This window comes from Streptomyces sp. NBC_00775, from assembly GCF_036347135.1.
Classification (GTDB): domain Bacteria; phylum Actinomycetota; class Actinomycetes; order Streptomycetales; family Streptomycetaceae; genus Streptomyces; species Streptomyces lutosisoli.
The window spans coordinates 7836791-7852733 of sequence record NZ_CP108938.1 but is presented as its reverse complement, the minus strand read 5'-3'; the positions used below and the strand labels follow the sequence as shown (position 1 = coordinate 7852733).

Annotated in this window: 16 protein-coding genes; 12 read left to right on the top strand and 4 right to left on the bottom strand. The window is 70.4% G+C overall.

The window, feature by feature from the left end; all coding sequences use genetic code 11:
- Window positions 1-59 precede the first annotated feature (59 nt).
- Window positions 60-1244, top strand: coding sequence for a MarP family serine protease (locus tag OIC96_RS34880; RefSeq protein ID WP_330304023.1), 1185 nt, complete (start codon window positions 60-62; stop codon window positions 1242-1244).
- A gap of 26 nt (window positions 1245-1270) precedes the next feature.
- On the opposite strand, the gene OIC96_RS34875 is transcribed toward OIC96_RS34880, so the two are convergent.
- Window positions 1271-2056: an SDR family NAD(P)-dependent oxidoreductase gene (locus OIC96_RS34875; RefSeq protein ID WP_330304024.1), complete on the bottom strand. Its 786-nt coding sequence runs from the start codon at window positions 2054-2056 to the stop codon at window positions 1271-1273.
- A 167-nt stretch (window positions 2057-2223) separates the two neighbouring features.
- On the opposite strand from OIC96_RS34875, the gene OIC96_RS34870 reads away from it, so the two are divergent.
- The gene (locus tag OIC96_RS34870; RefSeq protein ID WP_330304025.1) at window positions 2224-2889 is read left to right on the top strand and encodes a TetR/AcrR family transcriptional regulator; all 666 of its coding nucleotides are present in this window, start codon (window positions 2224-2226) and stop codon (window positions 2887-2889) included.
- Window positions 2890-2928: 39 nt separating this feature from the next.
- On the opposite strand, the gene OIC96_RS34865 is transcribed toward OIC96_RS34870, so the two are convergent.
- Window positions 2929-3417 carry a GNAT family N-acetyltransferase gene (locus OIC96_RS34865; RefSeq protein ID WP_330304026.1) on the bottom strand — a complete coding sequence of 163 codons (489 nt, stop codon included), beginning with the start codon at window positions 3415-3417 and terminating at the stop codon, window positions 2929-2931.
- Window positions 3418-3671: 254 nt separating this feature from the next.
- Here OIC96_RS34865 and OIC96_RS34860 point away from each other — a divergent pair, with 254 nt between their 5' ends.
- Together OIC96_RS34860 and OIC96_RS34855 are read left to right on the top strand one after the other, a co-directional pair.
- On the top strand, window positions 3672-4589 hold the full coding sequence (locus OIC96_RS34860; RefSeq protein WP_330304027.1) for a TIGR01777 family oxidoreductase: 918 nt from the start codon (window positions 3672-3674) through the stop codon (window positions 4587-4589).
- Window positions 4590-5047: 458 nt separating this feature from the next.
- On the top strand, window positions 5048-6436 hold the full coding sequence (locus OIC96_RS34855; protein ID WP_330304028.1) for an NAD(P)/FAD-dependent oxidoreductase: 1389 nt from the start codon (window positions 5048-5050) through the stop codon (window positions 6434-6436).
- Between the two features lie 25 nt (window positions 6437-6461).
- Here OIC96_RS34855 and OIC96_RS34850 read toward each other — a convergent pair whose 3' ends face one another.
- Complete coding sequence (locus OIC96_RS34850) at window positions 6462-7901, bottom strand: regulator (RefSeq protein WP_330304029.1); 1440 nt, start codon at window positions 7899-7901, stop codon at window positions 6462-6464.
- 249 nt (window positions 7902-8150) lie between these two features.
- On the opposite strand from OIC96_RS34850, the gene lipB reads away from it, so the two are divergent.
- From lipB to OIC96_RS34830, 4 genes are all read left to right on the top strand, one after another.
- Complete coding sequence (gene lipB / locus OIC96_RS34845; RefSeq protein ID WP_330304030.1) at window positions 8151-8948, top strand: lipoyl(octanoyl) transferase LipB; 798 nt, start codon at window positions 8151-8153, stop codon at window positions 8946-8948.
- 237 nt (window positions 8949-9185) lie between these two features.
- A complete protein-coding gene (gene lipA, locus OIC96_RS34840) occupies window positions 9186-10151 on the top strand; it encodes a lipoyl synthase (protein ID WP_330304031.1) in 966 nt (321 codons plus the stop codon).
- Between the two features lie 292 nt (window positions 10152-10443).
- Window positions 10444-10641 carry an SCO2195 family GlnR-regulated protein gene (locus OIC96_RS34835; RefSeq protein ID WP_330304032.1) on the top strand — a complete coding sequence of 66 codons (198 nt, stop codon included), beginning with the start codon at window positions 10444-10446 and terminating at the stop codon, window positions 10639-10641.
- 102 nt (window positions 10642-10743) lie between these two features.
- Window positions 10744-11448: a DUF4191 domain-containing protein gene (locus OIC96_RS34830; RefSeq protein ID WP_327428154.1), complete on the top strand. Its 705-nt coding sequence runs from the start codon at window positions 10744-10746 to the stop codon at window positions 11446-11448.
- A gap of 92 nt (window positions 11449-11540) precedes the next feature.
- Here the strand turns inward: OIC96_RS34830 and OIC96_RS34825 are convergent, their stop codons facing one another.
- The gene (locus OIC96_RS34825) at window positions 11541-12008 is read right to left on the bottom strand and encodes an RDD family protein (RefSeq protein ID WP_330304033.1); all 468 of its coding nucleotides are present in this window, start codon (window positions 12006-12008) and stop codon (window positions 11541-11543) included.
- Window positions 12009-12207: 199 nt separating this feature from the next.
- On the opposite strand from OIC96_RS34825, the gene glnA reads away from it, so the two are divergent.
- The 4 genes from glnA to pspAB all read left to right on the top strand — a co-directional run bounded on the left by glnA (window position 12208) and on the right by pspAB (window position 15897).
- Window positions 12208-13617 carry a type I glutamate--ammonia ligase gene (glnA, locus tag OIC96_RS34820; protein WP_330304034.1) on the top strand — a complete coding sequence of 470 codons (1410 nt, stop codon included), beginning with the start codon at window positions 12208-12210 and terminating at the stop codon, window positions 13615-13617.
- A gap of 138 nt (window positions 13618-13755) precedes the next feature.
- The gene (locus tag OIC96_RS34815) at window positions 13756-14244 is read left to right on the top strand and encodes a hypothetical protein (protein WP_330304035.1); all 489 of its coding nucleotides are present in this window, start codon (window positions 13756-13758) and stop codon (window positions 14242-14244) included.
- Between the two features lie 107 nt (window positions 14245-14351).
- The gene (htpX, locus tag OIC96_RS34810; protein ID WP_330310064.1) at window positions 14352-15275 is read left to right on the top strand and encodes a zinc metalloprotease HtpX; all 924 of its coding nucleotides are present in this window, start codon (window positions 14352-14354) and stop codon (window positions 15273-15275) included.
- A gap of 22 nt (window positions 15276-15297) precedes the next feature.
- Window positions 15298-15897, top strand: a complete 600-nt coding sequence (pspAB, locus tag OIC96_RS34805; RefSeq protein ID WP_330304036.1) for a PspA-associated protein PspAB — start codon at window positions 15298-15300, stop codon at window positions 15895-15897.
- Window positions 15898-15943 lie beyond the last annotated feature (46 nt).

Genomic DNA, 15943 nt, shown 5'->3' with positions numbered 1-15943 from the left:
GTGCTTGATCACTGGGCCCGCCCCACGCGTACTAAGGGGCCCGAGAGAAAGGCGGCTCCGTGGACGTGCTCGACCTCCTGCTGATGCTGGTGATCCTGGTCTACGCGGCGTCCGGCTACCGCCGCGGCCTGGTCGCCGGCTGTGTCTCGCTGGCCGGTTTCGTGGGCGGCGCCGTCATCGGCGTATGGGTGCTGCCCTGGATGATGGACCTGGTCACGGCGGGGACGCCGGGGGCGACGGTGACGGCCGTACTGACGGTGCTCGTGCCCGCCGTGGTGGGCCACGAACTGATGGGGCGGCTGGCGCTGAAGCTGCGCCGCGAGCTGGACCGGGGTCCGCTGCGGGTGGCCGACGGAATCGGCGGGGCCGCGGCGAACACGCTGGCCGTGCTGCTGGTGGCCTGGGTGGCCGCGAGCGTCCTGGGCGCGTCCTCGTCGACCGTGGTGACGCAGTCGATCCGCAACTCGGCGCTGCTGGGCGCGGTCCAGAACGCGATGCCGGAGACCACGCCCACCTGGTTCTCGCGGGCGACCTCGGCGCTCACGGAGGCGGGCTTCCCTCAGGTCTTCAACCCGTTCGAGAACGAGCCGGCGACGAGCGTCGCGAAGCCCTCCGGGGACAGCGTCACGGCGTCCGCGACGAACGCCGCCAAGCTGAGCACCGTGAAGGTCGAGGGCGTCGCGGGCAACCAGGGGCGGGAGGGCAGCGGCTTCGTCTATACGTCCGAGCATGTGATGACCAACGCCCATGTGGTGGCGGGCATCGACCGGCCGACCGTACGGGTGGGCGGGGTCGGACGTCCGTACGAGGCGCGGGTGGTGCTCTTCGACTCGCAGAAGGATGTCGCGGTGCTGTACGTGCCGGGCCTGCGGGCACCCGTCCTCGGCTTCGACGACAGCGCCGCGCGTGGTGACTCGGCGGTGGTGGCGGGCTATCCGCAGGACGGCGGCCTCGACCTCCAGGCGGCCACCGTCGCGAACCGCATCAACGCGACGGGCCAGAACATCTACAACACGGACACCGTCACCCGCGAGATCTACTCGATCCGCTCCACCGTCCGTCCCGGCAACTCGGGCGGCCCGCTCCTCACCACCGACGGCAAGGTGTACGGCGTGGTCTTCGCCCGCTCGACCTCGGACAACGAGACGGGTTACGTCCTGACGGCGAACGAGGTCGCGGGCGACGCCCGGAAGGCCGCGAACGCCACCGCACCGGTCGACACGGGCGACCTCGTCACGGACTGACGGTCACCTCAGACGCCTCAGACACCTCAGAAGTGGGTGCCGCCGTCGATGCGGACCTCGGTGCCGGTGATGAACCGGCCGTCCTCGGAGGCGAGCATCGCGACCACGCCGGCCACGGTCTCCGGTCCGGCGAAGCCCTGGCCGAGCGCCGGGGAGAGCTTGGCGAACAGGCTCCAGTCGGTGTCCTCGGGCAGACCGGGGCCGACGCTCTGCCCGCTGGCACCTGAGCCGTCGGTCATGCCGGACGAGATGGAACCGGGCTGTACGGCGGTGAAGCGGATGCCCTGCTTGCCGTACTCGCTCGCGAGGGCGTGCGTCATGGACTGGATGCCGCCCTTGGAGGCCGCGTACGCCGCCATGTACGGGTGCGCGAACGTCGCCGAGGTGGAGCTGAAGTTCACGACGGCGGGGCTCTGACCGTCCAGCAGGTGCGGTATCGCCTCGCGGATCATGAGGAAGGTGCCGGTCAGGTTGACGGCGATGACCGTGTTGAAGTCGGCGAGCGTCGTCTCGTGGGTGTGACCTGAGCGCAGGATGCCGGCCGCGTTGACGAGCACGTCGAGACCGCCGAGGGCGCCTACGGCCCGGGCGATCCCGTCCCGTACGGACGCCTCGTCCGCGATGTTCACGACGACGGTGGTCAGCCGCCCGGCGCCGGCGCCCGCCTTGGCGACGGTGTCCGTGAGCCCAGCCTCGCTGACGTCGGCGGCGACGACCTGGCCGCCCTCCGCCAGTATCCGCAGCACGGTGGCCTGGCCGATGCCGGAGCCGCCGCCGGTGACGAGCGCGCGGCGTCCTTCGTAGCGATTCATGGCGTGTCTCCCTGTGGGTCGCTCGACGTCTCTCCGAGCGGGGGTCTCCTGACCGGTCTCTCGACGTCGACATACTCAATGCTGCATGCACGGTACGCCTACATGGCACGTTTTGCCATAACGTCGAAACGTGCCCCTCCCTCCTGGCCGGGCGTACGCTTTCTCCCGTGAACAGCCAGCCGTCCCCCGCACCCGAGCCCCCCGCCCTCTCCCTGACCGAGCGGCGCAAGGCGGCGACCCAGCTCGACATCGCGCGCGCGGCCTCGGAGCTGTTCACGGAGTACGGCCCGGACGGCACCACGGCGGAGGACATCGCCCGCCGCGCCGGGGTCGCGCTGCGCACCTTCTACCGCTACTTCCGCAACAAGCAGGACGCCGTGGGCCCCCTGCTCGCGGCCGGCGGCGACCGCTGGCGCGCCCTGCTCGCGGCTACGGAGCCGGGCACGGCGTTGCCCGAGGCGCTGGAGAAGGCGATCGAGGAGTCGCTGTCCGCCCCGGACGAGCACGCGGCGGAGGGCTTCCAGCAGACCCGGGCACTGCTGCGGGCGGCCGTGGACGATCCGGCGCTGCGGGCCGTCTGGTACCGCGTGAACCAGGAGTCGGAGGAACGGCTGATCCCGGTGGTGGCCCGGCTGGCCGGCCCCGACGCGGACCCCCTGGAGGCGCGCCTCGCCGCCGCGGCGGCCACCGCCGCGATCCGGGTCGCCCTGGAGACCTGGGCGGAGACGGACGCGACGGCCGGGGGCCCGGGCTCACCCGCCGAGCTGGCGGTCCGCTGCCTGCGTCAACTCATGGGCGGAATGCGCCCGTTGCTCGCCGAGGGCGAAGCCTGACCAGAGCACTCCGGCAAGGCGCGGGGCGGTGGGGGCCGGTCAGAGAGAACGCCCCATCAGTACGTCATCCACGTACTCGCCGTCGAGCAGGAACTCCTCGGGCATGATCCCCTCCACCACGAACCCCTCGGACTCGTACAGCTTGCGCGCCGGGGTGTTGTGCCCGAGGACACGCAGCGTGATGCGCCGGGCGCCCTGCCGACGGGCCTCCTCCAGCACACCCCGCAGCAGCGCACGCCCGACCCCGGCGCCGCGCGTCTCGTCGGCGACGACGAGTCCCTGGATCTGGCGCACATGGGAGTTGGAGGCGAGAGGCGTCGGAAATCCCAACCGGATGTAGCCGACCACCGCGCCGTCGATCTCGGCGACGAGATGGTCCCGGGGGCCGAACCGGTCGCCGTAGAAGGGGTCGTACGGCGGTTCGGGGCGCGGCATGACGGCGTGCAGCGGGGACCAGGTGTCGCGGTCGAGCCGACCGAGCGCGTCCTCGTCGTCGAGGGTGGCGGTACGTATGTACGGAGCTGGCATGTGGATCACTGTACGGCGGCGGTATGGGACCTCTCAGGGAATTTGCCCGGCGGATGTAGGAGGCCGGTACGGGTGCCGGTACGGGCGCCGGTCCCGGGGCCGGACTCCCAAACACTTCCCCGCTCCCCGCTCCCCGCTCCCCCGCTTCCCCGCTTCCCCGCTTCCCCGCTTCCCCACTTCCCTCGCGACTTTCCCCCACGGCCGTACGGGGACCCGTCCCGAAATATCCCCGGTCGTCCGGGCAGGATGGACCCATGACCGACTCGACTCTTCCCCCCGGTTCCCGCATCGCGATCGCCGGTGCGTCCGGCTTGATCGGCTCGGCGCTGACGCGCTCCCTGACCTCGGACGGGCACGAGGTGGTTCGCCTGGTGCGCCGTGCGCCCCGCGCGCAGAACGAGGTCCAGTGGGATCCGGACGCGCAGCGGATCGACGCGGCGGGGCTCGTCGGCTGTGCGGCGGTCGTCAATCTCGCGGGGGCGGGGGTCGCTTCGCGGCGCTGGACGGAGGCGTACAAGCGGAAGATCCGGGACAGCCGGGTGCTGGGAACGGCGACGCTCGCGGAGGCGGTGGCGTCATTGGAGGAGCCGCCGGGGGTCTTCGTCAGCGGGAGTGCGATCGGCTTCTACGGCGATACGGGCGGGCGGGCGGTGGACGAGTCGGCGCCGCCCGGGGACGGTTTTCTCCCGGCCCTGTGTGTGGAGTGGGAGGAAGCGGCGGGGGCGGCCCAGGAGGCGGGGATCCGCACGGTCTTCCCCCGGACCGGGCTGGTGGTGGCCGGCAAGGGTGGGGCCTGGGGGAAGCTGTTCCCGCTGTTCAAGGCGGGGCTCGGTGGGCGGATGGGGGACGGTCGCCAGTACTGGAGTTTCATCTCCCTTCACGACGAAGTGGCCGCGATCCGCCACCTCATGGAAACGGAGTCCCTGTCGGGCCCGGTGAACCTGACGGCTCCCGATCCCCTCACCAACCGCGAGATCACCGAGGCCATGGGGCGCGTCCTCCACCGCCCGACCCTCTTCACCACTCCGGCCCCCCTTCTCCGCCTCGCCCTCGGAGAAATGTCCAGCGACATCCTCGGCAGCCAACGCGTCCTCCCCACCCGCCTCCTCGAATCAGGCTTCACCTTCGCCTTCCCCTCAATCGAGTCAGCCCTCCGAGCGGCCTTGACCTGAGGGGGCTTCTTTCGCCCCCGCCGCCCCTACCCGTCCCATCCCGTTCCTGGGGGCTGCGCCCCCAGACCCCCCCTAAAAGATTGCGCAGTTCCCCGCGCCCCTTAAGAGACAGTCGTCTGCGGGTGGGTGGGGGTTGCTCGCGCAGTTCCCCGCGCCCCTAAAAGGGGCGCGGGGAACTGCGCAATCTTTTGCACCAGCCCCCACCCACCCGCACCCGACACACAACCCAACGGGGGCGAAGGGGCAGAGCCCCTGGGGATGGGACGGGTAGGGGCGGCGGGGGCGAGAAAAACCACGCCCCGGGATCCGCATATGCACCCCCATGCGCCCGTGCACGCCCACCACGCGACTTCCCCCCAGCCGTCGACACCCCACACCCTCAACCCGAACTCGGGTATCCCAGACGCCTGTTGGGGGCATGACGTCCCCACCGGCCGCGCAACCTCGAGGAGGGGCACGTGCTAGAGCCCGCACGCCAAGCCGCGACCATCACGGCGATAGCGGAAGACGTGGACGTCGTCATCGTGGGAGCCGGCATAGCCGGCCTCGCGGCCGCCCGACATCTGACCAGGGCGGGTCTGACGACCACCGTCCTGGAGGCCGCCCCAACCGTCGGCGGCCGCATGTCCACGGAGAAAGTCGACGGCTTCCGGCTGGACCGAGTGGGCCGGCTCCTGTCCACCTCGTATCCCGAACTGCGCCGCACCCCGGGCCTGGAGGCCCTGACCCTGCGCACGTTCTCCCCCGGCGTCCTGCTCCACAGCGACGGCCACCACCACCGCGCCGCCGCCCCCACCGCGCCCCGGAGCGCAAGGGGCGCACTCACCACCGCGCGCGCCCTCGCGAGCGCCCCTCGCCTCCCCCTGCCCCGCCCCCAGCGCGCAACCACACGCCCCGGCCCCCTCGGCGGCCCGCTCGACCAGTCCCGTCTCGCCGCCGCGCTCGCCCGCCTCGCCGCCACCGCACCGGACCGCGTCCTCGCCCGCCCGGACCTGACCGCCGCGGAGGCGTTGACCACCCGGGGGCTCCCGGCCCGTACCGTCGACGGATTTCTGCGCCCCCTTCTCGCGGCCCTCCTCTGCGACCCGGCGCTGCGGACGTCCAGCCGCTGCGCGGATCTCGCCCTGCACTCCTTCGCGACGGGCCGCCTGTGTCTGCCGGAGGGCGGCGCGGACACGCTCCCGGAGCTCCTCGCGGCCACCCTCCCGCCGGGCACGGTCCACACGGGCGTCCAGGTCACCGCGGTCTCCACGACCACCGTGACGACCAGGGACCACGGCGAACTCACCTGTCGCGCCATCCTGCTGGCGACCGGGGCCCGCGCCGCCGCCGAGCTGCTGCCGGGGCTGCACGTCCCCGACTTCCACCCGGTGACGGTCCTGCACCACACCACGGACGAGCCCCCGCTCACCGACCCGGCCCTGCTCCTGGACGCCGACCGGAGCGGCCCGGTGGCGCACACCGCGGTCATCAGCCAGGTCGACCCCACGCGGGCCCCCGCGGGCCGCGCCCTCGTCTCCTCGACCGTGCTGGGCACACCACCGGCCGCGGCCCATCTGGACGCGACGGTCCGCGCCCAACTGGCCCGCCTCTACGGGACGTCGACCAACCGCTGGGAACTCCTCGCGGTCCATCACGACCCCGAGGCGGTCCCTGCGATGCCCCCGCCGCACGATCTGCGCCGCCCTGTACGGCTCCTGGCGGGCCTGTACGTGTGCGGCGACCACCGGGACACCAGCACGGTCCAGGGGGCGCTCCACTCGGCCCGCCGGGCCGCCCACGCCCTGCTCGCGGACCTGGGCGCCCAACCGACCCCCTTAGCCGAACCCTTGGAGACCGCCGCCTGAGCCGCCCCGTTCCGGGGCCGCCCTCTCAGCCCAGCGCCGCCACCTTGTCCCGGTAGCCGCGTACGGGCGCCGCGTCCTTGTACGGTTCCAGCCGCTTCTCGAAGTCCCGTACGTACTCGATGGCCCGTACCGACCTCATCTCCACGGCCTGTCCGGCGGCTTCCGCCCCCAACTGGCAGGCCTGGTCGAGCTCGCCGAGCCCGAGCCGTGCCGAGGCGAGCACCACGCGGCAGAACAGCCGGCTGCGCGCATAGCCGGGCGCCCGCAGTTGCAGCGAGCGCTCGGCGTGCTGCGCCGCGGCCCGGAACTGCTGAAGGTCGCGGTGGCAGTGCCCGAACTCGTCGGCGAGCTGTGCCTCGTCGAAGAACCGTGCCCAGTACGGGACTTCGTCGCCGGCCCGGGACGCCTCCAGCGCGCGCTCGGCGCGGACGAGGGACGCCGTGCAGGCGCGTACCTCGCCCAGCACCCCGTGCCCGCGCGCCTCGACGGCGTGCAGCAGCGCCTGCACCACGGACGGCGCCGCCGATCCGACGCCCTGCTGGGCGACCCGCGCAAGCTGCACGGCCTCCCGCCCATGGCCGAGGTAGACGGCCTGGCGGCTCATCGTCACCAGCACGTAGGAGCCGTACGCCCGGTCCCCGGCCGCCTGGGAGAGCCGCAGCGCCTGGACGAAGTACCGCTGCGCGAGTCCGTGCGCGGCGATGTCGTACGAGGTCCAGCCGGCGAGCCGGGTGAGGTCGGCGGCGGCGGAGAACAGCCGCCGCCCGGTCTGCTCGCCGTACGCGCCGCGCAGCATCGGCTCGGCCTCGTGCTCCAGATAGCGGACCAGGGCCTGGCGGGCGTGGCCGCCGCCGTACGCGTTGTCGAGGGCGCGGAAGAGCTCGCCCACCGAGCGCAGTGCGGCGATGTCGCCGCCGGTGACCTTCTGGCCGGGACCGCGCTCGGTCTGGCTGCGCTGCCGGGGTACGGCGGGGCGTCCCTGGGCGGGGACGCGTGCGGGCCCCGGGTCGCCGCGGCCGACCTTGTCGTCGGCGCGCCCGATCAGCCAGTCCCGGCTGGGGACGACGAGTCCCGCGGGGGTGAAGGCGATCTTGCGCAGCTCGGCGTGGCTGCCGGAGTCCTTGCGCCACAGCCCGCTGACGATGTCGACGGCCTCCGAGGGGGTCGCCGCGAACTCCAGCCCCGCGTACACCGGGGCGCACGCGTCGAGCCCGAGGTCCTGGGCGGTGAGCCTGCGGCCGAGACGGCGGGTGAACACCTCGGCGATGAGTGCGGGCGTGGTCCCCCGGGGCTGCTGCCCGCGCAGCCACCGGGTCACCGATGTCTTGTCATATCTCAGATCGAGTCCGTGTTCGAGGCCGAGCTGGTCAACGCGACGGGCGAGACCTGCGTTGGAGAACCCCGCTTCTGCGATGAGCGCGGCGAGCTGTCGGTTGGGGGTGCGCTGCGCGGGTCGTTCCGTCATCTGCGGTGCGGTCTCCTGCCTTCCGGGTCTCTGCGACTTGCCCGGATTGCCTGTGAGCAGCCCTTATGGCCTCGTGAACGGCGCGAATGTAGCGGAGCGTAAGCACCTCATCGCATTCTTCGGCGTTCATTCATCCGATCGTGTGAGGATTGGCCGCCGGGCTGACGGGCATCGGCCGGACGTACAGTGGCGTGGGCGCGTTACGTGCCTTACGAGGGTTTCTGAAGGGCTTCTAGGGAGGCGCTTGCCGTGAGTGAGTTGCGGTTCGTCCGCATGGGATTCGGTGCCGAGGCCGTCGAGTACCAGGAGGCGTGGGACGAGCAGCGCCGGGTACACGCCGCCCGTTTCCTGGACGAGGTCCCCGACACCTGTCTGCTCCTGGAGCACCCGCCGGTCTACACGGCGGGCCGGCGCACGGCGGACAACGAACGGCCCCTCGACGGCACGCCCGTCATCGACGTGGACCGCGGCGGCAAGATCACCTGGCATGGTCCGGGCCAGCTGGTGGGCTATCCGATCCAGAAACTGCCCCGGCCGGTGGACGTCGTAGCACATGTACGCCGTCTGGAAGAGGCACTTATCCGTACGTGTGCGGAGTTCGGCGTGGAGACCAGCCGTGTCGAGGGCCGCAGCGGTGTCTGGGTGCTCGGTGATCCGGTCGAGCAGCGCCCCTCGCTCGGGGGGCTCTCCCTCGACTTCGACCCGCGCCTTCAGGACGAGGAGTTCGACCCTCGCCTCAACGGCCCGGAGTACGCCCCCTCCAACGCCGGCCAGCGGCGCGAGGACCGCAAGATCGCCGCGATCGGCATCCGCGTCGCCAAGGGCGTCACCATGCACGGCTTCGCCCTCAACGTGAACCCCGACAACGCCTGGTTCGACCGCATCATCCCCTGCGGTATCCGCGACGCGGGCGTCACCTCCCTCGCGAACGAGCTGACCCGCGACGTGACCATCGGCGACGTCCTCCCGATCGCCGAGAAACACCTCCGCGACGTCCTGGAGAACGCCCAGCTACTCCCGAGGGTCGTGGAACGGGCCTCGGCGTAGCGCCCCTTAAGGGGCGCGGGGAACTGCGCGAACGGCCCCCACCGGCCCGCAGCCGACACACAGCCGAACGGGGTCGAAGGGGCAGAGCCCCTGGGGATGGGACGGGTAGGGGCGGCGGGGGCGAAGAAACCCTTCGGGAATGCACCCCCGTTCCCGAAGGTTGCCCACCGCGGGGAGTGAGAACCGCACGGGCGTACGCTGGTGTACGCCGAAGAATCGAAGCTACAGGGAGCCGATGTGTCCGCAGTCGCACCCGACGGACGCAAGATGCTGCGCCTGGAGGTCCGGAACGCCCAGACCCCCATCGAGCGCAAGCCCGAGTGGATCAAGACCCGGGCGAAAATGGGTCCCGAGTACACGAAGATGCAGAGCCTCGTGAAGAGCGAGGGCCTGCACACGGTCTGCCAGGAGGCGGGCTGCCCCAACATCTACGAATGCTGGGAAGACCGCGAGGCGACCTTCCTGATCGGCGGTGACCAGTGCACGAGGCGCTGCGACTTCTGCCAGATCGACACGGGCAAGCCCGAGGCCCTCGACCGTGACGAGCCCCGCCGCGTGGGCGAGTCCGTCGTGACGATGGACCTGAACTACGCGACCATCACCGGCGTCGCCCGCGACGACCTGGAGGACGGCGGCGCCTGGCTGTACGCCGAGACGGTCCGCCAGATCCACGCGCAGACGGCGGCCCGCGAGGCCGGCCGCACCAAGGTCGAGCTGCTCGCCCCCGACTTCAACGCCGAACCCGACCAGCTCGCCGAGGTCTTCTCCTCGCGCCCCGAGGTCTTCGCGCACAACGTCGAGACGGTCCCGCGGATCTTCAAGCGCATCCGCCCCGGCTTCCGCTACGAGCGCTCGCTCAAGGTCATCACCGAGGCCCGAGACTACGGTCTGGTCACGAAGTCGAACCTGATCCTCGGCATGGGCGAGACCCGCGAGGAGGTCAGCGAGGCGCTCCAGCAGCTGCACGACGCGGGCTGCGAGCTCATCACGATCACGCAGTACCTGCGCCCCTCCGTGCGCCACCACCCCGTGGAGCGCTGGGTCAAGCCGCAGGAGTTCGTGGAGCTGAAGGAGGAGGCCGAGGAGATCGGCTTCTCCGGTGTCATGTCGGGCCCGCTGGTCCGATCCTCGTACCGCGCCGGCCGCCTGTACCAGATGGCCGTCGAGAAGCGAGGCGCGTACATCGCCTCGCAGGCGGTCTGACACGCCGCAGGACACGAGTCGAACACAGAAGCGGTGGCACTGAGTGCCACCGCTTCTGTGTGAATCCGCGCACAAGCAACTCCCCCTTCGCAACGGCCCCTTCGACGCCGTTCGGACCGTCCCCGCAGCTGGGGACACCATCAGGACCGCGTCAGCGTGCGAACCGGCCGCATCAAGGTTTCATTGGTGTTTGACCGGTCGGTCACGCCCTGGTAACACCAATCAGTGACCCTGGTCTTACGCCACGTACAGCCCCAACCAGAGCCGCCGATCCCGAGGGGGGACCTCCATCATGCAGGCCGCGCCCGTACGCGCCACCGCCATCCCGTCGTTCACCGATGCACTCCGTGCCGTCGAGTCGATCCTCATGAGCAGCGGCCAGCGCACCGCCCGCCGCAATGCCTGGACCTCCGTCCTGGAGGACCGCCGCCGTGCCAAGGACAGGGTCGAGGCGCAGCGCGTGCTGGAAGCCGTCGCGACGCGTTCGTAACGGCGATGCCCCCGGCGCTCCCCCGGTACCGCGGCCCGCTGCCCCGGCGCTCCCCCGGTACTGCCGTCGTCGGCGCCTCCCGGGCCACGTAGACTTCGTGGCATGGCGAGGAAGGAAACCGCAGCGGACGCCGCTGCTGAACCCGGGCGACTCAAGCAGATCGCCCTGACGTACAAGATGACCCGCAAGGCCGACTCCAAGATCGGTCTTGTACTCGCGGCTGTCGGAATTCTCACCCTCGGTGTCTTCCTCGCGATCGGCTTCTTGATCGGCCACCCGGTCTATCTCGGCATTCTCGGCCTTCTGCTCGCCTTCCTCGCGACGGCGATCGTCTTCGGGCGCAGGGCCGAGCGAGCCGCCTTCGGTCAGATGGAGGGACAGCCGGGCGCAGCCGCGGCCGTTCTCGACAACATCGGCCGAGGCTGGACCACGACCCCGGCGGTGGCGATGAACCGCAGCCAGGACGTGGTGCACCGCGCGGTCGGCAAGGCCGGCATCGTGCTGGTCGCCGAGGGCAACCCGAACCGGGTGAAGAGCCTGCTGGCCGCCGAGAAGAAGAAGATGGCGCGGATCGTCTCGGACGTTCCGGTGAACGACATTCTCGTGGGCACCGGCGAGGGCCAGGTGGAGCTCAAGAAGCTCCGCACGACCATGCTGAAGCTGCCGCGCGTGCTCACCGGCCCGCAGGTCACCACGACCAACGACCGGCTGCGCGCGATGGGCGACCTGATGAGCAACATGCCGCTTCCCAAGGGTCCGATGCCGAAGGGCATGCGGATGCCGCGCGGCGGATCGAAGGGCCGCTGACACCCCTCCTACGAGTCGTACGACGAAGGGGGCGCCCGGAGATCTCCGGGCGCCCCCTTCGTCGTACGACTTCCGTATCCGCCGGACAGGTCCTAGATCCGTACTTCGACGGTGCGGGCGACGCGGTCGTGCAGGCCGCGGCCGTCGCGGTCCCAGATGAGGGGCGGCAGGGCGAGGAACAGCAGGACCGTGCGCAGCAGGGCGCGCAGCGGGTTGACGCGGCCGGTGTCCAGCGCGACCACCCGCAGGCCGAAGAGCCGCTTGCCGGGGGTGAAGCCGACCGTGGCGAGGGTGAAGCCGATCAGCACGAAGAGGATGAGCGGCGCCCAGGTGCCGGCCGCCTTGTTATAGCTGTGCGTGATCAGGCCGTATGCGACCAGGAGGCACAGGCCCCAGTCGACGGCGATAGCGCCGAGACGGCGGCCCGGGCGGGCGATGGAGCCGGGCCCGTTCTCCGGCAGACCGAGCTGTTCGCCGCGGTATCCGAAGTCGACACCGGCTTCCTCCGCGGCCGCGCGGGGTCCGGAGAGCCACGATCCGATTGCTTGCCTGTTGTCCACCCGTCAACGGTACTGCGCCCGTTTTGGCATGCGGACACGAGGGGCCCGGGCGCCCCGGGTCGGTTAACTTGGGCGAAACAAATGGGTCACGCTTGAGAAATCACCCGTCCCTAAGGTCGGCCTCAGCGTGTGCCACCGCACTGGCCGCACGAACGAACTACCACCCCGGTCCACTGTGGGCGGGAGTAGGAGGAGCTGGATGTTCCAGAACGCCGACGAGGCCAAGAAGTACATCGCGGACGAGGACGTCAAGTTCGTCGACGTCCGCTTCTGCGACCTGCCGGGTGTGATGCAGCACTTCACGATCCCGGCGGAGGCCTTCGACCCGACCGAGGAACTGGCCTTCGACGGCTCCTCCATCCGCGGCTTCCAGGCCATCCACGAGTCGGACATGGCGCTCCGCGCCGACCTGTCCACCGCGCGCGTCGACCCCTTCCGCCGCGACAAGACGGTCAACATCAACTTCTTCATCCACGACCCGATCACGGGCGAGCAGTACTCCCGTGACCCGCGCAACGTGGCGAAGAAGGCCGAGGCGTACCTCGCGTCGACCGGTATCGCCGACACCGCGTACTTCGGCCCCGAGGCCGAGTTCTACGTCTTCGACAGCGTGCGCTTCGACACCAAGTCGAACGAGGCCTTCTACCACATCGACTCCGAGGCCGGCGCCTGGAACACCGGTGCGATCGAGGACAACCGCGGTTACAAGGTCCGCTACAAGGGCGGCTACTTCCCGACCCCGCCGGTCGACCACTTCGCCGACCTGCGTGCCGAGATCTCCCTGGAGCTGGCCAAGTCCGGCCTCCAGGTCGAGCGCCAGCACCACGAGGTGGGCACCGCCGGCCAGGCCGAGATCAACTACAAGTTCAACACGCTGCTCGCCGCGGCCGACGACCTCCAGCTCTTCAAGTACATCGTGAAGAACGTCGCCTGGCGCAACGGCAAGACCGCGACCTTCATGCCGAAGCCGATCTTCGGTGACAACGGCTCGGGCATGCACGTCCACCAGTCGCTGTGGGCCAACGGCGACCCGCTGTTCTACGACGAGGCGGGCTACGCGGGCCTCTCGGACACCGCCCGCTTCTACATCGGCGGCATCCTCAAGCACGCCCCCTCGCTGCTCGCCTTCACCAACCCGACGGTGAACTCGTACCACCGTCTGGTCCCCGGCTTCGAGGCCCCGGTCAACCTGGTGTACTCGCAGCGCAACCGCTCCGCGGCCATGCGTATCCCGATCACCGGGTCGAACCCGAAGGCCAAGCGCGTCGAGTTCCGCGCGCCCGACTCCTCCGGCAACCCGTACCTCGCCTTCTCGGCCCTCCTTCTCGCGGGCCTCGACGGCATCAAGAACAAGATCGAGCCGGCCGAGCCGATCGACAAGGACCTGTACGAGCTGGCCCCCGAGGAGCACGCGGGCGTCGCGCAGGTCCCGACCTCCCTCCCGGCCGTCCTCGACCGCCTTGAGGCCGACCACGAGTTCCTGCTCGCGGGCGACGTCTTCACGTCCGACCTGATCGAGACGTGGATCGACTACAAGCGCACCAACGAGATCGCGCCGCTCCAGCTGCGTCCGCACCCGCACGAGTTCGAGCTGTACTACGACGTGTAAGCCCGTCGCACCAGCCGTACGACAACGGCCGTGTCCTTCCTTCGGGAGGGGCGCGGCCGTTGTGTTGTCCGGGTCACGCGTGACGCCCGCGACGATCGGGAAGGACTATGGCCTCGGGGGCGTCATGGGGGGCAGCCGGTGAATTCGGACACGGTCACGGCCATAGCGGCGACAGCCATAGCGCTGGGCTCACTCTGGACCAGTTACGCGCAGACCAGAGCCACCCGGGTGCACAATCGCCAGTCCGTCAGACCCCTGCTGCAGCTACGCCACACCAAGAAGTACGAGGACCACAAGGCGGGCCTCCGGGTCGTCAACGCGGGCCTCGGGCCGGCCATAGTGACGAACACGGTGGTGCGGCTGGACGGAGAAGTGATCGGGCAGTGGGACATCCAGACCATTGACCGCATCTCCGCATCACTGCCGGAGCGGCCGAAGACGTACACCTTGCGCCCCGGTGCCGTCGTCCTCGCGGGGCAGTCCACCTTCCTGTTCTACCTGCAGCACTTCAGCGAGGGCGAGCACGACTGGTTCTGGGACCTCGTGGCCCGGCGACTGGTGGTCGAGGTCACCTACGAGTCCCTGTACGGCGGCGAGAACTTCAGGGCGGTGCCGCCCCAGTCCTGAGGCCGCTCGTTCTTTGCCGTCCATGGAGGCTTTCGGACCCTGTTCATGGGGAGCCCCAGGCGCACAATGGAAAGCGGGACGAGTGCCTGAGTGCGGGGTGATGCATGATGCAGAGCCGGTTCCGGAGCGATCGGCGGCTGACCGTGCGGATGACGGTCACGCTGTTTCTGCTCGGATTGCTGTACGTGGCCTTCGTCGCCGCGTTGATCGTGCTGCTGAAGTCCTGGGTGCTGGTCGTGGTGATCGCGGCCGGGCTGCTCGGCGCGCAGTACTGGTTCTCGGACCGGATCGCGCTGTACGCGATGCACGGGCGGATCGTGGAGCGGGAGGAGTATCCCCAGCTACACGGGGTGGTCGACCGGTTGTGTGCCGTGGCGGACATGCCGAAGCCGCTGGTCGCCGTGTCCGACATCGAGATGCCGAACGCGTTCGCCACCGGGCGGAACGCCGATCATGCGGTGCTCTGTGTGACCACCGGGTTGCTGCGGCGACTGGAGGCCGACGAGCTTGAGGGTGTGCTGGCACACGAGCTGTCGCATGTGGCGCACAAGGATGTCGCCGTGATCACCGTGGCGTCGTTCCTCGGCGTGCTCGCTGGGCTGATCGTGCGGTTCGCGTTCTACTCGCAGCTCTTCGGCGGACGGGGGCGCAAGGACCAGAACACGGTGGCGATCTTCATGACCGTGATGGCGGTCTCCGCGGCCGTGTACGCGATCAGCTTCCTGCTCATCCGGGCGCTGTCCCGGTATCGCGAGCTGGCCGCCGACCGCGCGGCGGCGCTGCTCACCGGGCGGCCCTCGGCGCTGGCGTCGGCGCTGACCAAGGTCACCGGGGACATCGGGCGGATTCCGACCAAGGACCTGCGGACGGCGCAGGCGTTCAACGCCTTCTACTTCACGCCCGCTCTCGGTTCCGAGCCCGGCTTCGCCAAGATCTTCTCCACCCACCCGAGCCTTGAACAGCGACTCGAACAACTGGCCCGTATCTCCGCCGAGTTGGGCGAGCCCGCGGCTCCCGGAACGGCCGGCTGAATCTCCCGGAAAGGCCATCTGCATGGGGTTCCTGGATATCCTGCTCGGCCGCACCAAAGCCGTCGCGCCCGACCTCGATCAGCTCTTCGGGCTGCCGTCGGCGGCCCTGACCCTGCAGGCGGCCGCCGGGTTCACCCCGACCGGGACGGGTGCCGTGTGCTTCGCGAGCGTCGAGGGCGCGGCCTTCGCCGACGCGCACCAGGAGGTGCAGGCGCTGCTCGACGCGGACGCCGGGCGGAGCCGGGAGCCCGGAGGAGGGCCGCCGGTGGAGCGGGTCCGGGACGAGTACGGGTACTCGTGGCTGGTCTCCCGCCGGGAGCCCGATGATCTGCCCGCGCTGGTGAGTGATCTGCACGCGGTCAACAGCGCGCTGGAAGGCAGTGGCTTCGGGCCGCAACTGCTCTGCTCCGTGGTGGGTTTCCAGGATTCCGGGCAGCGGCGGCTCGGGCTCGTCTATCTCTACAAGCGCGGGACCTTCTATCCCTTCGCGCCGCTGGCCGGTGCGGACCAGCGGCGCGACAACGCGCTGGAGCTGCAGATCAAGGCGGCGCTCGCCGATGATCTGCGGGTGGAGCACGACCTGAGCCGCTGGTTCCCGATCTGGGGCGCCCCAGGCCTGTGACGGCCGTGAGCCGAGTCAGTCCGGGCCTGCTGGTTCTGGCGCGGTC

Bases quoted from the DNA above. Each gene is read 5' to 3' on its own strand.
- OIC96_RS34835 (WP_330304032.1), top strand. From the start codon at position 10,444: ATGCAGGCCGCGCCCGTACGCGCCACCGCCATCCCGTCGTTCACCGAT.
- OIC96_RS34865 (WP_330304026.1), bottom strand. From the start codon at position 3,417: ATGCCAGCTCCGTACATACGTACCGCCACCCTCGACGACGAGGACGCG.
- OIC96_RS34850 (WP_330304029.1), bottom strand. From the start codon at position 7,901: ATGACGGAACGACCCGCGCAGCGCACCCCCAACCGACAGCTCGCCGCG.
- OIC96_RS34875 (WP_330304024.1), bottom strand. From the start codon at position 2,056: ATGAATCGCTACGAAGGACGCCGCGCGCTCGTCACCGGCGGCGGCTCC.
- htpX (WP_330310064.1), top strand. From the start codon at position 14,352: ATGCAGAGCCGGTTCCGGAGCGATCGGCGGCTGACCGTGCGGATGACG.
- OIC96_RS34860 (WP_330304027.1), top strand. From the start codon at position 3,672: ATGACCGACTCGACTCTTCCCCCCGGTTCCCGCATCGCGATCGCCGGT.
- glnA (WP_330304034.1), top strand. From the start codon at position 12,208: ATGTTCCAGAACGCCGACGAGGCCAAGAAGTACATCGCGGACGAGGAC.
- pspAB (WP_330304036.1), top strand. From the start codon at position 15,298: ATGGGGTTCCTGGATATCCTGCTCGGCCGCACCAAAGCCGTCGCGCCC.
- OIC96_RS34830 (WP_327428154.1), top strand. From the start codon at position 10,744: ATGGCGAGGAAGGAAACCGCAGCGGACGCCGCTGCTGAACCCGGGCGA.